Genomic DNA, 21,542 nt, shown 5'->3' with positions numbered 1-21,542 from the left:
CTATAAGCAGTCAGACGCTTTCATGGTCTTTATTTTTTTGATTAGGTGAATTACTGATGACTGAAGCTAAACGCGCCCTGATTACCGGCATCACCGGTCAAGATGGTTCCTATCTGAGCGAATTATTATTAGAAAAGGGTTACGAGGTTCACGGTATCATCCGTCGTACCTCAACTTTTAACACCGATCGCATTGATCATATCTACGTTGACCCCCACCAGCCCGATGCTAAATTATTTCTCCATTATGGCGACCTCACCGACGGGACAACCCTGCGGCGTATCCTGGAACAAGTGCAACCGGTAGAAGTATATAATTTAGGCGCCCAATCCCACGTGCGGGTTAGTTTTGATGCCCCAGAATACACCGTTGATGCTGTGGGGATGGGAGTTTTAAGATTACTAGAAGCAATTCGGGATTACCAAAAAAGAACCGGTATCGAAGTGCGTTTCTATCAAGCAGGTTCCTCGGAAATGTTCGGGAAAGTCATGGAAGTTCCCCAAAAAGAAACCACGCCATTTTATCCCCGCAGTCCCTACGCTTGTGCGAAAGTTTACGGTCACTGGCAAACAATCAACTATCGAGAATCCTACGACCTATTTGCCTGTAACGGCATTTTATTTAACCATGAATCCCCCCGTCGTGGAGAAACTTTTGTCACGCGCAAAATTACCCGCGCTTTGGCCCGAATTATTGCCGGACAACAGAAAAAAATCTATCTAGGAAATCTCGATTCTAAACGGGATTGGGGTTATGCTAAGGATTATGTGCGGGCGATGTGGTTGATGTTACAACAGCAAGAACCGGATGATTATGTGGTGGCGACCAATGAAACCTATTCTATCCGGGAGTTTCTCGATATTTCTTTCCAATACGTTAATTTAAATTGGCAGGATTATGTGGAGTTTGATCAACGTTATTTGCGTCCAGCGGAAGTAGATTTATTGATAGGAGATTCCACAAAAGCCAAGGAGAAATTAGGCTGGCAGCCTTCGGTGACGTTCGAGGAACTGGTAAAATTAATGGTAGATGCGGATTTAGCGGCTTTGGGGATTAATCTTAATAACGGTGGTGATAGTGAACAGTTATTAAAAGATTTGGCTTATCTTCGCCATCGTTCCATGACAACTGTGGATTAAAGAGGTGAAAATATGCTGAATTTAAGCGAACAAAGAATCGTTGTCACTGGGGGGGCAGGATTTTTAGGTCGGCAGGTAGTTAATCAATTAATTGCATCGGGGGCAAATCCTGAAAAAATTACCATTCCTCGATCAAAGAATTGTGATTTAAGAGTCTGGGAAAACTGTCAATGTTTGGCCGATGAAGAAGATTTAATTATCCATTTGGCTGCCCATGTGGGAGGTATCGGTCTCAATCGGGAAAAACCTGCCGAATTATTCTATGATAATTTGATGATGGGAACCCAATTAATTCACGCTGCCTATCTAGCAGGAGTGCAAAAATTTGTCTGTGTGGGGACAATTTGTGCCTATCCAAAATTTACTCCAGTACCTTTCCGTGAAGACGATTTATGGTCAGGATATCCCGAAGAAACCAATGCGCCATATGGTATCGCTAAAAAGGCTTTATTGGTACAATTAGAGTCCTATCGTTTGCAGTACGGTTTCAACGGAATTTATCTTTTACCAGTGAATTTATACGGGCCAGAGGATAATTTTGATCCGGGTAGTTCCCATGTAATTCCTGCTTTAATTCGCAAGGTTTATGAGGCACAACAACGGGGGGATAAACAACTTCCTGTCTGGGGAGATGGTAGTCCAACCCGGGAGTTTCTCTACTCCACCGATGCAGCGCAAGGCATTGTCATGGCCAGTCAATTCTATAATGAATCAGACCCGGTTAATCTTGGTACAAATTATGAGATTTCTATCAAAGATTTAGTGGAATTAATCTGTGATTTAATGGGTTTTGATGGCGAAATTGTTTGGGAAATAAATAAACCGAATGGCCAACCGCGACGCTGTTTAGATACAACCCGCGCTCGGAAAAAATTCGGTTTTGTTGCTCAAATGGAATTTAAAGAAGGTTTACGAAAAACCATTGAATGGTATCGGCAAAACGCCGCTTAGCCTCGATAGCAGGTGTGTTAGATTAATCGCTAACACACCTGCTTTTTTTAAGGTTACTGACCGGTAAAATCAGAACGAAGAGTTAATTTTAAATCTTCCTTGGGGTTAATTGACAATAATTCCACCGATTCTCCTCGTAACAACCAACCGGCTAATACTTCTAATCCTCCTCCTCGTAATAATCCCTCGCTAACTGGTTGGTCAGAAGTAAAGGAAGCGAGGACAGAAGCAGCGGATTTTCCTAATACTGCACCCTGAATAATTTTATCGGGGTTAACTCCCTTAATTAGCCTTTCTAGACGGGTGAAAACTGCCGAAATAGCATCAATAGATTTTTCTTGGGGTTGACGGGTTTTTAAAAAGATTTTTTGGGATAAAAAACGCGAACCTTGACCATCGGGTTTAATTTCTCCGATAATCTGACTACCATCGGGAATAATTGTCTGTCCTTGGGAATTTTTGATATTATCGGTTACGGTCAGTGATAGAGAAAAAGTTTCTTGTTTGGTTAAAAGAATTTTTTCCCCTTGGTCGTATCTTACAGGGATATCTGTGCCAGCAGGAATTAATCGATCATTTCCCAAAGGAATTGGTTTAATCGGGTTAATTGGGGCGAATTGACGTGCGATCGCAGGAGTCACGGAAAGGGAGACCACAACGAAAGAAGCACTTAAAAGCATTGTGAATAGGATCAGAGGATGATGACGACCCTGCTTTTGAAAATATAGCATCTTACCCTTGAGTTTCCTAGTGGGAGAGAATTAAAGATAGAGACGAAAGCGTAAAAAAGTTTGTTTCCAAGCAAGAAAATGCGGAAAATAAGGAAAATTTTAGCCAAAAATAACCGATATTTCGGACTAACTGGCAGTTATTAGTTTATTTGGTCTATTGAAACGCCAAAACTCTTGATTTGTCCGCAGTTCTTGGTTTGGCACGGTTAATGGGGAACAATAACTATTTATGGGAGAATTATAGGTTCAATCCTATCAAAAAAAAATCACCCGATCGAATTAACTGTAAGTTTTGCGATCAAGATTGCCGTCACGATCAGTCCCCCACCCCTATCAACCAAAAATATTCTCCCTGATCACCCGCGAACCGGATGCTGTTGCTAAAATAATCTTCATGGTCCCCCAGCTACCGAAACGAGCAAAGAGAGAATCGCCACTTTATCAACTAATCAATTATGGATTTACTCGAATACCAGGCCAAGGAAATATTTGCTCAAGTCGGCATCCCCATTTTACCTTCCCAACCAATCCACGAACCGGGGGGACTAAAAAGATTAAACATTCCCTATCCGATTGTGCTGAAGTCCCAGGTACGAGCGGGAGGACGGGGAAAAGCAGGAGGGGTGAAATTTGTCGCTAATACCATCGATGCGATCGCTGCTGCCCATGCTATTTTTCATTTACCGATCGCTGGAGAATATCCAGAGGTAATCTTAGCAGAAGCCCGCTACAATCCGCAACAGGAGATATTTTTAGCGATTTTACTCGATTATCATCTGCAAAGACCGGTTTTACTGGGTGCAAGTCAAGGGGGAATGGATGTGGACAGTTTACTGGCAACCATGCAAAAAGTGGTCATTGAAGAGAGATTTTCCCCCTATCTCTGTCGGCAATTAGCCGTATCTATGGGTTTAAGAGGGTCTTTGATCGAGTCTATCAGTCAAATTCTCGAAAAAATGTATAGTCTCTTTGTCAGCAAAGATCTCGATATTATCGAGATTAATCCCCTGGGTATCAACGAAGTTGGAGAAGTGATGGCCCTAGATGGCAAAATAAGTGTTAATGATGCCGCTTTACCTAGACATCTCGATCTTCTGGCCTTGACGCCTCCCCAATTACAATCCCCTTGGTCGATAATTGATCAAACTGGCCAAATAGCCGTGATTAGCAATGGCCAGGGTTTGATGTCCACTGTCTGGGATGCCTTAGCCAGTAAGGGGGCAAAACTGGCAGCCTGGCTTATACTGGAGGAAAGACTAGAATTAGAGCAATTAAACGAGCAAATAGAGGCCGGCCTGCAACAATTCCAACTACTGCCCGATTTAAAAGTAGTTATCGTTGATATCGTCAGTTATCCCGATTTTGGACAAAAAGCGATCGAGTCTATTAGCAATTACTACCGCAGTTATAGCCCATTATCACCTAGCCGGGGCAGCGGCGAGCGAACGATCCGGGCCACCCGACAGGAAAGACAAACCTTGCAACCTCGATCTTTTCTCAATCCCTCCCTACCACAAATAATTTTTCGCGTCCTAGCTGACAGCCAAGCGATCGATCTCAGTCAGAGTTTAGCTGATGTTAACTTTCATTGGTTAGAGTCTTTAGAAGAGGTGGTCACTGCAGCCATTAAATTAGCCTAGAATCAGTGATCAGATGTGAGTTTTCAGTTCACAAGGGACGAATCTAAAACCTTTGACTCTCCTTCAGAAGCTGATTACTGTTCACTGATTATTGTTTACTGATTACTGAAACAACTCCCAACACTTAATATATGAAATGGACAGATAAAGATCAGATAATTATGCAAGGGATCGATCGACCCCTAGGCAAATATTATGCGGCACGATTAAAAGCTCAGGGAACCTGTTTAGTAGCGGGGGTGGCAAGTGGCCACGGTGGTGAGATAATCGCAGAGATACCAGTGTTTGATCTAGTGGCCGAGGCCGTTGCTCAAGCAGGGGAAATCCAAACCAGTTTAATTTTAGTTCCCCCCAATCAAGTCCTAGATGCGGCCTTAGAAGCGATCGCAGCAGCCATTCCCCAATTAATTATCGTCACCCCCGGAGTTCCTCCCTTGGATCTGGTGGAATTATTAAAGATAGCTAGTACCACCGGGACATTAATTCTCGGCCCTGGCAGCCAGGGTGTGATTATTCCCAATTATCTTTGGTTGGGTATTTGTGAACCCAGTTTTTATCAATTGGGGACAATCGGTCTGATCACCCGCGGCGATCGCATAGGGGATGAAGTGGCGAAAACTTTAACAGCAGCCGGTTATGGTGAATCTATGGCGGTAAATTTGGGTACTGACGGCATTATTGGCTCCAATTTGTCCCAATGGTTGCAGGTTTTCGAGGAAGATGACAATACCGAGGCAATTCTCCTCGTCAGTCAGGTGGGAGGAAAGGCCGAAATCGAGGCAGCCAAATATATTGCCTCGGCAATTGAAAAACCAGTGATTGCCTATCTTGTCGGGTTAAATGCAGCGATTGAAATCAATTTCGGCGATACAGAAACAATTATTTCTAACCAACTTTCCTACTCTGTTGCCGCTAAGAATACCAGAAAAGATAGCTTACGTCATTTTCAAGAAGCTGGGGTGACAGTGGTGGAAAAATTGGCCGATTTACCCGCCTGTTTAGCTAAAGTCTTGTCCTGAATTTGACCCCATTGCTCCAACAATACTTATAATCGGACAATATTCTGCCAAAATAAGCACCTAACAGGATGTTTAACCCCCATCCTGCCTAGGGGATCTTCGATGACAATTCCTGAGAGCTACTATATTATGGTAGATCCCCTGTGATTCCTCAGACTGGCCAAGATAAAGATGGCAACAGGCAAAAATTAGGAAAAATCAGCGACAATCGAAACGGCAAGATCAAAAAAAATCCTATTCTAGATTAACCCTTTCAGCAGACCAGCTATCTCACCCCTCTAGACAACGACCCTAAGGATAACTTCTATGGCGCAACAAAATAACCTAAAAACCGACAATATACACCAAATCGATCCCTATTGGGGTCCCCCATGGCTCGTAGAGGAACGGGACGCTTGCGGAGTCGGTTTTATTGCCGATGTGCGCGGTTCTGGCAGCCATCAACTGATTGAACAGGCCCTTTTAGCCTTAGGTTGTTTGGAACACCGAGGAGGCTGCAGCGCCGATCAGGATTCTGGTGACGGTTCCGGTATGATGACCGCTATCCCCAGAGATGTCCTCGCTCCTTGGTTCGCCGAAAATGGCTTAAATATGCCAGAATCTGAGCGACTAGGGGTGGGTATGGTCTTTCTTCCCCAAGCGAACCTGGAACGATCCGAGGCTAAAGCACATATTGAGGAAATTGTCAATAAATATAATATTAAGATTTTAGGTTGGCGCGCTGTTCCCGTCCGTCCCGAAGTCCTCGGAAGACAAGCAAGGGAAAATCAGCCCTACGTCGAGCAAATTCTGGTTACTTCCCCTGATTTAGCCGGTTCTCAATTCGATCGCCTACTCTATATTGCCCGTTCTGAAGTCGGTAAGCAACTGGCCGATGATTTCTATTTCTGTTCCTTTTCCTGTCGCACCCTTGTCTATAAAGGCATGGTACGGGGCGAAATCCTGCGAGAATTCTATCTAGACCTGCAAAATACCGCCTATAGCAGTCAATTTGCTATTTATCACCGACGTTTTAGCACCAATACCCAACCGAAATGGCCCCTCGCTCAACCGATGCGCTTATTAGGTCATAACGGCGAAATTAACACTCTTTTGGGCAATATTAACTGGATGTCGGCTCGGGAACCCGCTTTAGAAACCCAAGGTTGGACTCACGAAGAATTACAATCTCTGACCCCCATTGTTAACCCCGCTAACAGCGACTCCTATAACCTCGATAGCGCCCTAGAATTATTGGTGAGAACCGGTCGCAGTCCCCTAGAAGCGGCTATGATCCTAGTGCCGGAGGCCTACAATAATCAGCCGGATTTACAGGATTATCCCGAAATTATCGACTTTTACGAATACTATAGCGGTTTACAGGAACCCTGGGACGGTCCAGCTTTACTGGTATTTAGTGACGGGGGAATCGTCGGCGCTTGTTTGGACCGCAACGGTTTGCGACCGGCCCGTTATAGCATTACTAACAACGGTTATATCGTCGTTTCCTCGGAAGCGGGAACTATTCCCCTCGATGAAACCACCATTATGGAAAAAGGTCGTCTTGGCCCCGGTCAAATGATCGCAGTTGACCTAGAAAAAGGCGAAATTAAGCGTAATTGGCTGATTAAACAGGAAATTGCCCGAGCTAATCCCTACGGTGAATGGGTGAAATCCCAACGCACCTTTATTGACAAAGAAACAGCGATAGATATTCCCGCTCCTAGTCATCTCCTTCCCCTGCAAACCGCTTTCGGTTATACTGCCGAAGATGTGGATCTGATTATCGTTCCCATGGCAGAACAGGGAAAAGAACCGACTTTCTGTATGGGTGATGACACTCCCCTAGCAGTCCTCTCCAGTAAACCCCATCTTCTCTACGATTACTTTAAACAACGTTTTGCCCAAGTTACTAACCCTCCCATCGATCCTTTACGGGAAAGTTTAGTCATGTCCTTGACTATGTATCTGGGACGACGGGGTAATATCCTTAAATTGGGGGTTGATGACGCACATTTACTGAAATTAGACTCTCCCCTGCTCAATAATGCGGAATTAGCCAAAGTTAAAACCTCTAGCTACAAAACAGCCGAACTTTCTACCCTTTATGATCTGACCACCGGACCGGGGGGATTAGAAGATGCGATCGCTAGTTTGTGCGCTGAGGCCGCCAAGAAAGTAGCATCGGGAGCGGAGATTTTAATTCTCAGTGACAGAACTGCTCCTATTGACGAAAAAACTAGCTATATTCCCCCTTTATTGGCAGTTGGTGCGGTTCATCATCACTTGATTCGCTCACACTTGCGTTTAAAAGCTTCGATTGTTATCGATACGGCCCAATGTTGGAGTACCCATCACTTCGCTTGTCTAATTGGTTATGGTGCTTCCGCAATTTGTCCCTATCTTGCGTTGGAAACGATCGCCCAGTGGTGGATCGAGCCAAAAACCCAGAAATTGATGGAAAACGGCAAATTAGAAGCTATTAGCCTCGAAAAAGCCCTAATTAATTACCGCAAATCCGTAGAAGCAGGATTACTGAAAATCCTCTCGAAAATGGGTATTTCTCTCCTATCTTCCTACCATGGGGCGCAAATTTTCGAGGCGATCGGATTATCGGCAGATTTAGTTAAACTAGCTTTTAACGGTACTACCAGTCGCGTCGGGGGTTTAAGCATTGCGGAAGTGGCCCAAGAAGCGATCGCATTCCATAGTAAAGCTTTCCCCAATCTTACCGCTAAAAAACTAGAAAACTACGGGTTTGTCAACTACCGTCCGGGGGGAGAATACCACATGAATTCCCCGGAAATGGCGAAAGCACTCCATAAAGCAGTAGCAGCTCACTCCCAAGGTGAAGGATATGACCATTACGAAACCTATCGCCAAATCTTGCAGCAAAGACCCGTTACTGCATTGCGCGATTTATTAGAATTTAACAGCGATCGAGCCTCAATTGCCATCGAAGCAGTAGAATCGATCGAAAGTATCCTGCAACGCTTCTGCACAGGGGGAATGTCCCTCGGTGCCTTGGGCCGGGAAGCACACGAAACCCTAGCGATCGCCATGAATCGCATCGGAGGTAAGTCCAATTCCGGAGAAGGGGGAGAAGATCCGATCCGTTACACCAGCTTAAGCGATGTGGATGAAGAAGGACATTCCGTAACTATGCCCCATCTAAACGGCTTAAAAAACGGTGATACGGCCAATTCTGCCATTAAACAGATAGCTTCGGGACGTTTTGGAGTCACTCCCGAATACTTAATGAGTGGAAAACAGCTAGAGATTAAAATGGCCCAAGGAGCAAAACCGGGAGAAGGAGGTCAATTACCCGGGAAAAAAGTCAGTCCCTATATTGCCATGTTACGGCGATCAAAACCGGGTGTTACCTTGATTTCTCCCCCTCCTCACCACGATATCTACTCGATCGAAGATTTAGCGCAATTAATCTACGATTTACACCAAATTAACCCCCGGGCCAAAGTTTCCGTTAAATTAGTGGCTGAGATCGGTATCGGCACAATTGCGGCCGGAGTTGCCAAAGCTAACGCTGATATTATCCAGATTTCCGGCCACGATGGTGGTACAGGTGCATCACCCCTAAGTTCGATTAAACACGCGGGTAGTCCCTGGGAATTGGGAGTGACGGAAGTGCATCGGATGTTAATGGAAAATCAACTGCGTCATCGGGTGATTTTGCGTGCGGATGGGGGACTAAAAACCGGTTGGGATATCCTCATGGCTGCTCTCATGGGTGCGGAGGAATTCGGTTTTGGTTCCATTTCCATGATTGCCGAGGGGTGTATCATGGCCCGCGTCTGTCACACGAATAATTGTCCTGTGGGAGTCGCTACCCAGCAGGAACGTCTGCGCGCTCGTTTTCCCGGAATTCCCGCTCATGTGGTCAATTTCTTCACTTTGGTGGCTGAGGAAACGCGGCAATTATTGGCGAAATTAGGCTATCACAGTTTAAATGAGGTGATTGGCCGGTCGGATCTGTTAAAAGTGCGCTCCGATGCTCGTTTAACTAAGACAGAATCCCTCAATCTCGATTGTTTGTTGAATTTACCCGATGGCCGCAGCGATCGCTCTTGGTTACAGCACGAGGAAGTACATAGTAACGGTGCTGTTCTCGATGACGAGATTCTAGCAGATAGCGAGATTAAACAGGCGATCGAGCAACAGGAAACCGTCAGCAAAACCTACAGGATTGTCAATACCGATCGCTCCGTCGGGGCGAGAATTGCGGGGGTAATTGCCCAAAAATACGGTAATGATGGCTTTGAAGGCGAAATTAAGCTCAATTTCCAGGGTGCGGCCGGTCAAAGTTTCGGAGCATTTAATTTACCCGGTGTCAATCTCCATTTAGAGGGAGAAGCTAACGATTATGTGGGTAAAGGCATCTACGGTGGCGAAATTGTCATCTTACCGCCCCAAAACGCCAATTATCAGCCTGAAGATAACGCTATTATCGGTAATACCTGTCTCTACGGGGCCACCGGTGGGGTATTATACGCGAACGGTCGCGCTGGTGAACGTTTTGCTGTCCGCAATTCCACCGCGAAAGCAGTTATCGAAGGGGCCGGGGATCACCTCTGTGAATATATGACCGGGGGGATAATTGTCGTGCTTGGTTCCGTCGGTCGCAACGTCGGCGCCGGGATGACGGGAGGATTAGCTTATATTCTTGATCCATCCCTACCGGAGAAACTTAACCCCGAAATTGTCAAGATTCAACGGGTTGGCACGGCTGCCGGTGCGGAACAGTTAAAATCTTTAATTGAGTCCCATGTAGAACGCACTAATAGCCCCAAAGGTAAGTTAATTTTAGCTAATTGGGATAGCTATCTCGGTCAATTCTGGCAAGTGGTCCCTCCCTCGGAAGCGGATAGTCCCGAAGCGCAAATTAGCGCGGAGAAAACCTTAACTTCGGTATAATTTCCTTGGGGTGCGTTACTCTTGGTTAACGCACCCATTGATTAATTTTTTGACTGCGGAGTTGATTAATGGCCATGCTGCCCATCCCCACCATCTGAGAATTGCGAAATTTATCTCTTTATTTTTGGACTTTTACCGGTAAATCTTGCTTAAATTTTTCTTGTTCAACGCGCTTTAATGTCCTATTTTGACCCTGTAACCTCGGTTTATATTCATATTCCCTTTTGTCGTCGGCGCTGTTTTTACTGTGATTTCCCGATTTTTGTCGTCGGTAATCACACCAATCCGGCAACTTTTCCCCCTGTGGTGGAGTATGTGGAAATATTACAGGAAGAAATTAGCCTTAGTCGGGGGACGGGGAAACCCCTAGAAACAATTTTTTTTGGGGGGGGGACTCCTTCCCTGTTACCGGTGGAATTATTAGGATCAATTCTGGATACTTTAGCCAAAAAGTTTGATTTTGCGGCCGATATAGAGATGTCTATGGAGATTGATCCGGCTACCTTTAGTTTAGAACAATTACAGGGTTATCTTAGCGCAGGAATCAATCGGGTTAGTTTAGGAGTACAGGCTTTTCAAGAACCATTATTACAGGTTTCCGGTCGATCGCATACTGTTAAGGATATCTATCAGGCAGTGGAATTAATTCAGGGATTGGGAATAGTTAACTATAGTTTGGATTTGATTTCGGGATTGCCACAACAAACCCTGACAGATTGGGAAAATTCCCTAGAAAAAGCGATCGAACTGCAACCGGCCCATCTTTCCTGTTACGATTTAGTCTTAGAAGCGGTTACTCCTTTCGGTAAACAGTATCAACCCGGGAAAAAACCCTTACCCGATGATGAAACCACGGCGAAAATGTATGTTTTAGCCGGTGAAAAACTAGCTTTAGCCGGTTATCAACATTACGAAATTTCTAACTATGCCAAACCGGGTTATCAATGCCAACATAATCGAGTTTACTGGGAAAATCGTCCCTATTACGGTTTTGGTATGGGGGCTGCTAGTTATCTCCATCAACAACGTTTTACCCGTCCGCGCAAAAGTCGTGACTATTTCGCTTGGGTAAAAGAAGGCTGTCAGATTGACGTGGAGAAAAATAGTTTTATCGATGATCTTCTCGAAACCTTAATGCTAGGGTTAAGATTAGCGGAAGGGGTGAGTTTACCCGCAATTGAAACTAATTTTGGTTCGGAAATCAAAAAAGCAATTTTAGAGGTCTTAGAGCCGCATAAACAGCGCAATCTAGTAATAATTGAGGGTGATAGCAGGGTAAGATTAAGCGACCCCGAAGGTTTTTTGTTTTCTAATATCGTTTTAACCGATTTATTCGAGCGCTGGCAATAGTCAGAAACTATATTTCACTAGCGATAATAGATAGCTAACCAAATACAAGGGGGATTATTGCTAGTAAATTCGACGCGATGCTTTTGGTGAGGAGGAATCAGGAGATAATCCCCAGCTTGCAGATTAACTTGGCTGCCATCCTCATAACTAATCTCAGCGAATCCCTGTAATAAAATCACCCATTCAAAGTCAGATTGATCGTACCATTGACCGATGGGAGTGGTTTGACCAGTGGAAATAATTCTTTCCAGACGAATAGCTTGACTTTGAGCTAAAATTTCCAGAATTTCTCGGTCGGGAATTAGTTCGGGTAAATCAAAAATTGAAGCTGCTATCATCAGTTATTTTCTCTTTCTGGATGAAAATCTTTAATCACCGTCGGTATTGCTGTTAAAATTTTCTCAACGATATCAGCAGGTGTATCTAGGTCAGAAACAACAATCCGAAGATCTGCTTCTGCATAAAGTCCTCGTCTTTGTTCTAATAATAATTCTAGTTTACTTTCTAAATCAGTGGACTCGAGCAGGGGACGAGAGGTATCTTGTTTTAAACGTTTAACCAAAACTTCTAGGGGAACATCTAACCAAATCATTAAACCGTGACGAAGATAACTCCAATTTATCGGTTTTAAAACCATCCCTCCCCCGGTGGCAATCACAGTTTTAGTCAGAGAGGATAATTCGGCCAAAACTTGGGTTTCTAACTCCCGAAAAGTCGCTTCTCCCTCGTCGGCAAAAATTTCCTTAATTTTCTTTCCTGCCACCCTTTCTATTAATATATCTGTATCAAAAAAACGATATTGTAACCGTCGGGAAAGCAACTCTCCCAGGGTGGATTTGCCAGATCCCATCATTCCTAGCAAGAAAACACTTAATCCCCGTAAGGAGTTAAAATCCGTTGAATTGTCCATATGTAGTCCTCGCTACTCAGGGATGATTTTTTGATAAGCATTTAGGAGTGAAAACCCGCAGGTGAAATCAGAAAATCTTCTTAGAACCCCCATTGACACCGACATCGTGTCAGAATCTGGATAATCATGATACCATCTTGGTAATTCATCGACAAAATCAGCTTGATTAATTTAATCAAGTGGTGTGAGGAGTGTGAACACAGGAGTCTAAAATTCATGTCCAATCAACCAGCAAACTTTCCGGGTAATAGAAATCAACTCAAACCGATTAAAGTCGGGGTTATCGGGGTCGGTAACATGGGACAACACCATAGTCGCATCCTGAGTTTATTAAAAGACGTGGAATTCGTCGGGGTGGCCGATGTCAACGTCGAAAAGGGACTGGAAACTGCCAGTAAATACCGAGTCCGTTTTTTTGAAAATTATTTAGACCTCTTACCTAGGGTAGATGCGGTTTGTATCGCTGTCCCCACGCGGTTACACCATCGAGTCGGGATGGACTGTCTGCAAGGGGGAGTACATACCTTGATCGAGAAACCGATCGCCGCTAGTATTAGTGAAGCGGAATCTTTAGTCAACGCAGCAGCCGATCACGATTGTATTCTGCAAGTGGGTCATATCGAGCGTTTTAATCCCGCTTTCCAAGAGTTATCGAAGGTCTTGAAAACCGAGGAGATTTTAGCGATTGAATCCCATCGCATGAGTCCCTATTCCCAGCGCGCTAATGATGTGTCGGTGGTGTTAGATTTAATGATCCACGATATAGATTTAATTTTAGAATTAGTCGCCGCTCCCGTGGTGAAATTAACCGCTAGTGGTAGTCGCGCTGCCACTGATTCCGGTTATCTCGATTATGTCACTGCAACCCTTGGTTTTAGTAATGGAGTGGTGGCTAATTTAACCGCTAGTAAGGTGACTCATCGCAAGATTCGCCGTTTAGCGGCCCACTGTAAAAATTCTCTCACGGAAGCGGATTTTCTCAATAATGAAATCCTCATTCATCGGCAAACCACCGCTAACTATAGCACCGATTACGGTCAAGTTCTCTACCGTCAAGATGGTTTAATTGAAAAGGTTTATACTAGCAATATTGAACCTCTACACGCAGAATTAGAACATTTTGTTCATTGTGTGCGCGGTGGAGACCAACCTTCTGTCGGTGGGGAACAAGCTTTAAAAGCTTTACGATTAGCTAGTTTAATCGAACAAATTGCCCTTGATGGTCGCGTTTGGCAACAATCGGACTGGAATTATCAATATCTTAATTCTCCCGTGATTACTGCTTCTTAATTGTTTTCACCCCGATTCTTTAAGTCAGAGAATTGGGGTGAGTGAGAACTTTCCCCACATTTTTCTGAGGATTTTTTCCCACACCATTGACTTTCACAGGGAACTCTATCACCGTCTCCATCCATTTTGACATTGGGGCAATTTCTCAGGAAAAAAGTCGCTTCTGCACAGAAGGTCATCTGGGAACAGTGAGTTCTACCATCGCAGCGGAATTGTGGAGAAGGACTAGGTTTTTTCTGGGGAGTGGGACGATTATTGTTGTTAGCTACGGCTAAATTATTGATGGTTTTATGGCCAGAAATTGGTGATTTTATTGATACTTGTTCGCTCAGAAAACCCAGAATTACAATAACAATTACTTTTTTCATAAAATGCTTGCCTGATTCTCTGCTCTTAATCATATTACTAGATAGGAGACAGGATAATAAATCAGAGTTATTCCCTGTTTCCTGATTCCCCTATTTAGAGTAACTTTTCCCTTTGTTGAATTGCCAATTTATGGGCGGGAAAACCCTTGTACTCGGCTAAAGTTTTCGTGGTTTCTTTTAACTTTTCAAAGCCTTCGGAGGTAACATAAGCCAAATTTGAGAGAATCGTGCTTCAAAACCTTGCGTCTTCATCGGCCCGCGTCCTGTAGGGGCGAAGCATTCGGATAAAAAATCTACGGTTTCACCGATAGGTTATTGCCCGAATGCTTCGCCCGTACTTTTTCAGCAAGCCCTATTTAGAGTAAAGTTTCCCTTTGTTGAATTGCTAATTTATGGGCGGGAAAACCCTCGTACTCGGCTAAAGTTTTCGTGGTTTCTTTTAACTTTTCAAAGCCTTCAGGGGTGACATAAGCCAAAGTGGAGCGCTTGAGAAAATCATAAACCGAAACCGCCGAATAGGAACGGGCAAAACTTCCCGTCGGCAGCACAGCATTTACCCCGATGGCGTAGGTAGCCATAGAGGAAGGAGTATGATTTCCTAGGAGAATTTCTCCGGCATTTTTAATCTTGCCCAGAATGGCAAAAGGATTACTAACTAAAAGCTCTAGATGTTCCGGGGCGTACTCATTGACAAAATCGAGGGATTGCTGCAAACTATCGGTTAAAATTATGCCCCCATAGGCGGCTAAACCGGCCTCGCAAAATTCCCGTCGCCAATCCGGGAGTTTTTGCAGGTATTCCAGAGCATATTCCCTAGCAGCGATCGCAACCTGTTCACAATGAGTGACTAATAAAGCCGCCGAATCCGCCCCATGTTCCGCTTCAATTAATAAATCCAAGGCCGCTAAACGGGCATCGGTGGACTCATCGGCCAAAACTATTGACTCACTCGGACCTGCCGGTAAACCCACATCTACAGTGCCGAACAGTAACCGCTTGGCCGCCGCTCCATAGACGCTGCACGGACCGGTAATTTTGTCAACCCTTTTGATATTTTTTGTTCCCAGAGCTAAAGCTGCGATCGCTTGTACGCCCCCTAACTTATAAATTTCTGTGACTCCCGCCATGCGCGCCGCCACCAGAGAAACCGGTTCCACGTTGCCCTGTTTATCGGGGGGAGTGCAAACGACAACTCTTTCCACTCCTGCCACCATTGCCGGTATGGCTAACATTAGCATCATTGAAGGAAAAGCGCCGCGGCCCCGGGGAACGTATAAACCCACATTCGGGATAGGAGAGATTTTTTCGCCAGCAAAGACACCAGTTTCAATTTCTGCCAGTTGTATTTCTTCCGGCATTTGGCGACGGTGTACCTCTTGAATATTCCGGAAAGCCTGTTCAATGGCGGTTTTTACTTCTGGTTCAATTAACTGAAAAGCCTGCTCAAATTCTGCCTCGCTGACTTTGATATTTTCTACCGTCGCACCCTCGTAGTCAAAACGCCGCACATAGTCCACAACGCCAGCATCCCCCCGCTCGCGGATGGTTTCTATCACTGTTTGAGCGACTTTAAGGGCGTTATCAATATCTAACTCGGCTCTTTTCTGAAGTTTTGCCCGTTCCGCGCTACTTAATTGCGAAAGTTTTAATATTCTGACCACTATTGCTGCTCCTACTGCCCCCTTCCTCTCAAGAATAGCGGGGAATCTGAATCTTTTTTGATTATAATGCAGATCATGTTTAAGCTCTCTTGCTGTTCTGTAAATGCGATCGCTCTTGGTTTATTATGGGGGGCGAGTGGTGCTGTGTGGGCAGAAACGGATTTAGACTTGGATCCGAAAATTCGGCAAGAAAGCCCGGTTTTAGAGCGTTGGTTAGAAAAAATACCCGATATCGCCGAAGATATTCGCCGCGATCCTAGTTTTCGCACTCGTATCCGCTTGGGATATGCAGAGTTTCCTTCTAGCGATAATTCCAGTGGCGTGATTTTGGGGGTAGAAGATGTGTTTTTCGGTCAAACCAGTTTAACCCTAAGCGGCGATTATCAGACAGCTTTTAACGGCAAAAGGACGGCAATAGGAGGAAATTTACAATACTATCTCCTCCCTTTGGGTGATTATGTCAATCTAGCTCCCATGGTGGGCTATCGTTACATTCAAACAGGAAATTACAGCACCGATGGGCTTAACTTAGGATTAAAGCTCAAATTAGCTCTTTCTCGCACGGGGGCGGCAGATATTACCGTTAGTCAGAGTTTTATCTCCCCCGGTGGTGATAACGAGGTGGGATTGACTACTCTTTCAGTTGGTTATGCGATTACCTCTAATTTACGTTTAGCTGCCGATATTCAATCCCAAAATTCCCGCGCTCGTAAAGATAGCTCCCTGGGGATTTTACTGGAATGGCTGCCCTAATTATGTACTGTCCACCGAAAACTCACACTTGATTACTGATAACTGATCACTGATTAGGTACTAAAGTATTTAGCAGTGGGGTGATAGGTGATAATGGCGGTGGTGGATTGTTCTGGGTACAACTGTTCGCTTTCGTCCATATACATTCCAATGCGATCGCATCCTAACAGATCTAGTTGCTTGTATTGGTCCTGAATATTGGGACAAGCGGGATAGCCGAAACTATAGCGAGAACCCTGGTAACGCTGTTGCAGTATATCGCGGATATTATCGGGATCGAACTCTGCGAAACCTAACTCGCGACGGATGCGGGTGTGGGTCCATTCAGCCATGGCTTCGGCGGTTTGCACAGCCATGCCGTGATAATAGAGGTATTCAGTATATTCGTTGGCATCAAAGAGAGATTTAGCGTATTCCGTGGCGATTTCCCCCACTGTCACCGCTTGCATCGGGAAAACGTCGATAATCCCGGATTCCTGCGGGGCGAAAAAGTCAGCAATACAGAGACGACGACCAGATTTCTGGCGAGGAAACTCAAAAATGGCACTCGGTTGCAGATTTTCGGGGTTTTCGCCTGCTTGTATCGATTCGGGATCGTAAATTAACAGGGAATTACTGGACGACTGACAGGGAAAATAACCATAAATTAATGTAGGGTTGAGTAAATTTTCCTTGACAATTTTCTCTTTCCATGCTGCTAGAATTGGATGAACTTTTTCCTGTAAAAACTGGTCGTATTCTTGCTTCGATTGGCTTTTGGGTTTGCGGAATTGCCATTGACCGACAAATAAAGCTTGTAGATCTAAATACCAGAAAACCTCCTCGATGGGAATTTCTGCTGCTGTTAATATTTTAGTACCCCAGAAGGGCGGTGTTGGTCGGGGAATATCAACTGCCACCGCTTCGGACCGACGGGTATCAATAACTAATTCTTGGTTGACGCTGCCATCGGTAAAAATAGTATCGGGATTAACCTTTAATTCTTCGGCAACAACCAGGGTTTTTTCTGTCTCGGCAAACTTCCCTAAAAAGCCTTTACTATCATCCCATTGACCGCCAGCTTTAGCGGGCATTAATTTATCCATAAAATGCAGGTCAGAGAAGGCATCTTTACCATAGATAACCTGTCCCTTGTAGGTTTTTTGACAGTCATCATGGACAAATTTGGGAGTTAAAGCTGCCCCACCAAGGATAACAGGAACGGTGATTCCTTTTTCGTTAAAAACCTCTAGATTTTCCTTCATGAAAGCCGTCGATTTCACCAATAAACCGCTCATGGCGATACAATCGGCCTTATGTTCTTTGTAGGCTTCGATGATATTTTCTACAGGTTGTTTAATGCCCAAATTAATCACTCTATAGCCGTTATTGGTCAAGATAATATCAACTAAGTTTTTACCAATATCGTGAACATCCCCTTTAACTGTTGCGATAATAAAAGTCCCTTTGGCATTATTATCCCCCTCTTTTTTCTCCATAAAGGGTTCTAAAAAGGCCACGGCCGCTTTCATAGTTTGGGCCGATTGGAGAACAAAAGGTAACTGCATTTGTCCCGAACCAAATAACTCACCCACTACCTTCATCCCATCTAGGAGAAAAATATTAATAATATCTAGGGGTGGATAGTCCTGTAAAGCTTGCTTTAAAGCGTCTTCCAGTCCCAATCTTTCCCCATCAATAATATGCTGTTTTAAGCGTTCCTCCACGGGTAAATTAGCATTACTAGAGGGGTCTTTTTTAGTAGTTTTTCCCGCAAATAATTCGGTTAATTTGGTTAGGGGATCATAAACACATATATCGCCATCAAAACGACGATTATCATAGATTAAATCTCGACAAATTTGCTGATATTCTGGTTCAATTTTTGCCAAAGGAAGAATCTTATTAGCGCTGACGATTGCCCCATCCATACCCACCTGCATCGCTTCGTGAAGGAAGACGGAATTTAATACCTGACGCGCTGCCGGATTCAACCCAAAGGATATATTAGACACACCTAAAAGAATGTGACATTCGGGCAGTTCTTGGCGAATTCGGCGCATTGCTTCGATAGTAGCCTTGCCATTTTCTCGGTCTTCTTCGATACCAGTAGAAATCGGTAAAGCTAGAGGATCAAAAAAGATTTCGTAGGGAGGAATTCCGTATTCTATCGCCCCATAATAGGCCCGTTTAGCTATCTGGAATTTTTTCTCGGCAGTACGTCCCATTCCTTCTTCATCAATGGTTCCAATTACTACCGCTGCGCCGTATTTTTTCGCTAAATCCAAGACTTGATAAAAACGCGGTTCCCCGTCTTCGTAGTTAGTAGAGTTGAGGATACATTTACCCCCCGCTACTTTTAACCCCGCTTCCATTTTTTCCCATTCGGTGGAATCTAACATTAAAGGTAGGGTGACATTATTAACTAAACGAGAGGCTAATTGGTGCATATCGCGCACCCCATCCCGGCCTACATAATCGACGTTGACATCGAGAATATGCGCTCCTTCTTTTACCTGCGCTTTCGCCATCGATACTAAACTATCCCAGTCTTCAGCATTGAGCAGTTCCCGACATTTTTTAGAACCACTGGCGTTTAATTTTTCCCCGACAATTAGAAAAGAATTATCTTGAATATAGGGTTGGGTACTGTAAATAGAAGCGGCAGAGGGTTCATAATGATAATGACGAGATTTCGGAGTTAAACCCTGACTTAGTTCCGCTAAAGCTTGGATATGGTCGGGACGAGTACCACAACAACCGCCGATAATTTGTACTCCCAAATCTTCGATAAAGTGCATTAAAGCCATTTTTAATTCTACGGGAGTGAGGCGATAATGGGCTTGACCGCCGACATTTTCCGGTAAACCAGCATTAGGAATACAAGAAACAATAAAAGGGGAATTTTCCGAGAGATATTTAATATGGGGTTTCATTAAATCGGGACCAGTGGCGCAGTTAAGTCCCAAAATATCAATTTTATAGGGTTGTAAAATAGAAACAACGGCGTTAATTTCTGTTCCTACTAACATCGTTCCCATGGTTTCCATCGTCACCGAAACCATTAGGGGCAATCGTTGACCTTTTTTCTGAAATACTTCCTCAATAGCATTTAAAGCCGCTTTAATTTGCAGGACATCCTGACAGGTTTCTACTAATAATAAATCTGCCCCGCCATCATACAAACCCTCTACCTGTTCCGCATAGGCATTTTTGAGCGTATCAAAGTCAATATGACCCAAAGTGGGCAGTTTTGTTCCTGGCCCCATGGAACCCGCCACAAAACGGGGTTTTTCGGGGGTAGAGTATTTATTAGCGCAAGCTTTGGCCAGTTCGGCGGCGCTTTTGTTGAGATAATAGGCTTGATCGGCTAAATCGTACTCGGCTAAAACTATCGAGGTTCCCCCGAAGGTATCGGTTTCAATCACATCCGCACCCACTGCTAAAAAGGCTTCGTGGACTTTCGCTACGGCGCTAGGTTTAGTATGGACAAGATACTCGTTACAACCTTCGTATTCTGCCCCACCAAAGTCCTCGGCCGTCAGATTTTGGCTTTGCAGGGAAGTTCCCATCGCTCCATCAAAGACGAGGACGGGATGCTTGGGACCGTTGAGGTAGTCAAGAAAGGGGCTATTCATAGAGAGATTTACTGCCATAGCATTTTGAAAGTTTATTGTAATACGGTTACTAAAAATCTGCTATCGTCCGCATTTCATCGGTCAGCTTCTGAAGACAAGAGGCAACAACTTGTACATAAGACAGAATCTGGGAACTCTCCCGAACTCCGGCGCTCCCATAAAGTCTTAACAACCCACATTCCGCATCCTCAACTGTCCCATTGGCCGTCCCCCTCTAAAGACTTGAGTAAAAAGACTTAGTTGGTCAGGGTTTTCTCTGCACCAGCTAGGGGGGTCTTGATACTAAATCTGGTTATTAAAAACTGATTATTTATTCCCCTTTGCCTTTTGCCTCTCCTCATAACTAGCCTGTACTCAACGGATTTAGACTGATTATTTATTCCCCTTTGCCTTTTGCCTCTTGCATGAGTGCCTCTCCTCATAACTAGCCTGTACTCAACGGATTTAGTATGAGACCCCTAATTATGAAAAAATAGCAATTGTCAGAAAACTTAGGTGAGTGGTCTGTTCAACCATGAATCAATCAACAGAAATTCAGGTTAACAATCTAGACCATCTGGGATTAGTAGCTAGAATTATTGATGAAATAGGGATCGTTGAAATTATCAACGAACAAGTCTCCATTAATCCCTGGACTGTTGGGTAATCCCGCAGAGAAATGGCGCGATATAACTGATTGCCCAAACCAGGCCAAGAAAAAGTAACCTCCGTCAAGACGGCACCGGCCAAAAGAGCAGCAAAAGTCAAACCGAAGAGAGTAATTAAGGGAATCAGAGCATTTTTAAGCGCATGGGCAATCATAATCGTTTTTTCTGGTATTCCTCTAGCTTTGGCCGCATCAACATAGTCCGCTTGCAAAGTGTGTTTCAGATTAACTCGCACCATCCGTTCAAAAATACCACTCAAAAGAACACCGAGAGTAAAACTAGGTAAAGCTAAATAATAAAAAGCCGTAGGCAACTTATCCAGTTGTAGAGTCATCAGACTATCAAAGGTGTATAAACCCGTAATTGCCTGCGGTGGAGTCTCACTCAAAGGAAAACGAGTCCCCAAAGGAAACCAGCGCAACTGCACCGCAAAAATCAGCTGTAAGAGCATTCCCACCCAAAAAATCGGCAAAGAATAAGTTATCAAACCAAATAAACGCCCCCCCACATCCAAGAGAGTATTCGGACGGGAAGCAGTGATAATACCCAATCCAA

The 21,542-nt window shown here is 44.4% G+C and carries 14 protein-coding genes and 2 pseudogenes (1 of these 16 running past the window's edge); 9 read left to right on the top strand and 7 right to left on the bottom strand.

Annotated features, from left to right (window positions below; all coding sequences use genetic code 11):
• Nucleotides 1–56 precede the first annotated feature (56 nt).
• Nucleotides 57–1,139, top strand: coding sequence for a GDP-mannose 4,6-dehydratase (gene gmd / locus ACE3JL_RS14170; RefSeq protein WP_375327755.1), 1,083 nt, complete (start codon nt 57–59; stop codon nt 1,137–1,139).
• A gap of 12 nt (nt 1,140–1,151) precedes the next feature.
• Complete coding sequence (locus ACE3JL_RS14165; protein WP_375327754.1) at nt 1,152–2,090, top strand: GDP-L-fucose synthase family protein; 939 nt, start codon at nt 1,152–1,154, stop codon at nt 2,088–2,090.
• Nucleotides 2,091–2,143: 53 nt separating this feature from the next.
• On the opposite strand, the gene ACE3JL_RS14160 is transcribed toward ACE3JL_RS14165, so the two are convergent.
• Complete coding sequence (locus ACE3JL_RS14160) at nt 2,144–2,821, bottom strand: hypothetical protein (protein ID WP_271992182.1); 678 nt, start codon at nt 2,819–2,821, stop codon at nt 2,144–2,146.
• 455 nt (nt 2,822–3,276) lie between these two features.
• Here ACE3JL_RS14160 and ACE3JL_RS14155 point away from each other — a divergent pair, with 455 nt between their 5' ends.
• The 4 genes from ACE3JL_RS14155 (at nt 3,277) to hemW (ending at nt 11,741) form a co-directional block, all read left to right on the top strand.
• Complete coding sequence (locus tag ACE3JL_RS14155; protein WP_375327753.1) at nt 3,277–4,461, top strand: ATP-grasp domain-containing protein; 1,185 nt, start codon at nt 3,277–3,279, stop codon at nt 4,459–4,461.
• Between the two features lie 131 nt (nt 4,462–4,592).
• Nucleotides 4,593–5,480 (top strand): CoA-binding protein, encoded by an 888-nt coding sequence (locus tag ACE3JL_RS14150; protein ID WP_375327752.1) that lies wholly within the window; start codon nt 4,593–4,595, stop codon nt 5,478–5,480.
• A gap of 306 nt (nt 5,481–5,786) precedes the next feature.
• The gene (gltB, locus tag ACE3JL_RS14145) at nt 5,787–10,391 is read left to right on the top strand and encodes a glutamate synthase large subunit (RefSeq protein WP_375327751.1); all 4,605 of its coding nucleotides are present in this window, start codon (nt 5,787–5,789) and stop codon (nt 10,389–10,391) included.
• Nucleotides 10,392–10,568: 177 nt separating this feature from the next.
• Entirely contained in the window at nt 10,569–11,741 is a 1,173-nt protein-coding gene (hemW, locus tag ACE3JL_RS14140; protein ID WP_375327750.1) for a radical SAM family heme chaperone HemW, read from the top strand.
• A 17-nt stretch (nt 11,742–11,758) separates the two neighbouring features.
• Here hemW and ACE3JL_RS14135 read toward each other — a convergent pair whose 3' ends face one another.
• Both ACE3JL_RS14135 and ACE3JL_RS14130 read right to left on the bottom strand, forming a co-directional pair.
• A complete protein-coding gene (locus ACE3JL_RS14135) occupies nt 11,759–12,079 on the bottom strand; it encodes a cupin domain-containing protein (protein ID WP_002742932.1) in 321 nt (106 codons plus the stop codon).
• On the bottom strand, nt 12,079–12,651 hold the full coding sequence (locus tag ACE3JL_RS14130) for a shikimate kinase (RefSeq protein WP_271992172.1): 573 nt from the start codon (nt 12,649–12,651) through the stop codon (nt 12,079–12,081). The genes ACE3JL_RS14135 and ACE3JL_RS14130 overlap by 1 nt, the downstream gene beginning before the upstream one ends.
• A gap of 216 nt (nt 12,652–12,867) precedes the next feature.
• Between ACE3JL_RS14130 and ACE3JL_RS14125 the strand changes: the two genes are divergently transcribed.
• Nucleotides 12,868–13,941, top strand: a complete 1,074-nt coding sequence (locus tag ACE3JL_RS14125) for a Gfo/Idh/MocA family protein (protein ID WP_002791832.1) — start codon at nt 12,868–12,870, stop codon at nt 13,939–13,941.
• Here ACE3JL_RS14125 and ACE3JL_RS14120 read toward each other — a convergent pair.
• Both ACE3JL_RS14120 and hisD read right to left on the bottom strand, forming a co-directional pair.
• Nucleotides 13,938–14,309 carry an excalibur calcium-binding domain-containing protein gene (locus ACE3JL_RS14120; protein WP_271992170.1) on the bottom strand — a complete coding sequence of 124 codons (372 nt, stop codon included), beginning with the start codon at nt 14,307–14,309 and terminating at the stop codon, nt 13,938–13,940. The two genes, ACE3JL_RS14125 and ACE3JL_RS14120, sit on opposite strands and share 4 nt — an antisense overlap.
• 356 nt (nt 14,310–14,665) lie before the next feature.
• A complete protein-coding gene (hisD, locus tag ACE3JL_RS14115; protein WP_375327749.1) occupies nt 14,666–15,970 on the bottom strand; it encodes a histidinol dehydrogenase in 1,305 nt (434 codons plus the stop codon).
• 66 nt (nt 15,971–16,036) lie between these two features.
• Here hisD and ACE3JL_RS14110 point away from each other — a divergent pair, with 66 nt between their 5' ends.
• Nucleotides 16,037–16,723 (top strand): hypothetical protein, encoded by a 687-nt coding sequence (locus ACE3JL_RS14110; RefSeq protein ID WP_271992168.1) that lies wholly within the window; start codon nt 16,037–16,039, stop codon nt 16,721–16,723.
• 53 nt (nt 16,724–16,776) lie between these two features.
• Here ACE3JL_RS14110 and metH read toward each other — a convergent pair whose 3' ends face one another.
• The gene (gene metH / locus ACE3JL_RS14105) at nt 16,777–20,340 is read right to left on the bottom strand and encodes a methionine synthase (protein WP_375327748.1); all 3,564 of its coding nucleotides are present in this window, start codon (nt 20,338–20,340) and stop codon (nt 16,777–16,779) included.
• 514 nt (nt 20,341–20,854) lie between these two features.
• Between metH and ACE3JL_RS14100 the strand changes: the two are divergent.
• Nucleotides 20,855–20,965 (top strand): annotated as a pseudogene (locus ACE3JL_RS14100) (DUF4277 domain-containing protein); the annotation flags it as partial.
• Here the strand turns inward: ACE3JL_RS14100 and ACE3JL_RS14095 are convergent.
• Nucleotides 20,959–21,542 (bottom strand): annotated as a pseudogene (locus ACE3JL_RS14095) (ABC transporter permease); its annotated part runs 361 nt beyond the window's last position; the annotation flags it as partial. The pseudogenes ACE3JL_RS14100 and ACE3JL_RS14095 sit on opposite strands and share 7 nt — an antisense overlap.

It is taken from the genome of Microcystis sp. BLCC-F210, from assembly GCF_042134685.1.
GTDB lineage: Bacteria > Cyanobacteriota > Cyanobacteriia > Cyanobacteriales > Microcystaceae > Microcystis > Microcystis aeruginosa_D.
The sequence above is the reverse complement of the archived record's forward strand: the minus strand, read 5'-3'. Positions and strand labels throughout refer to the sequence as shown.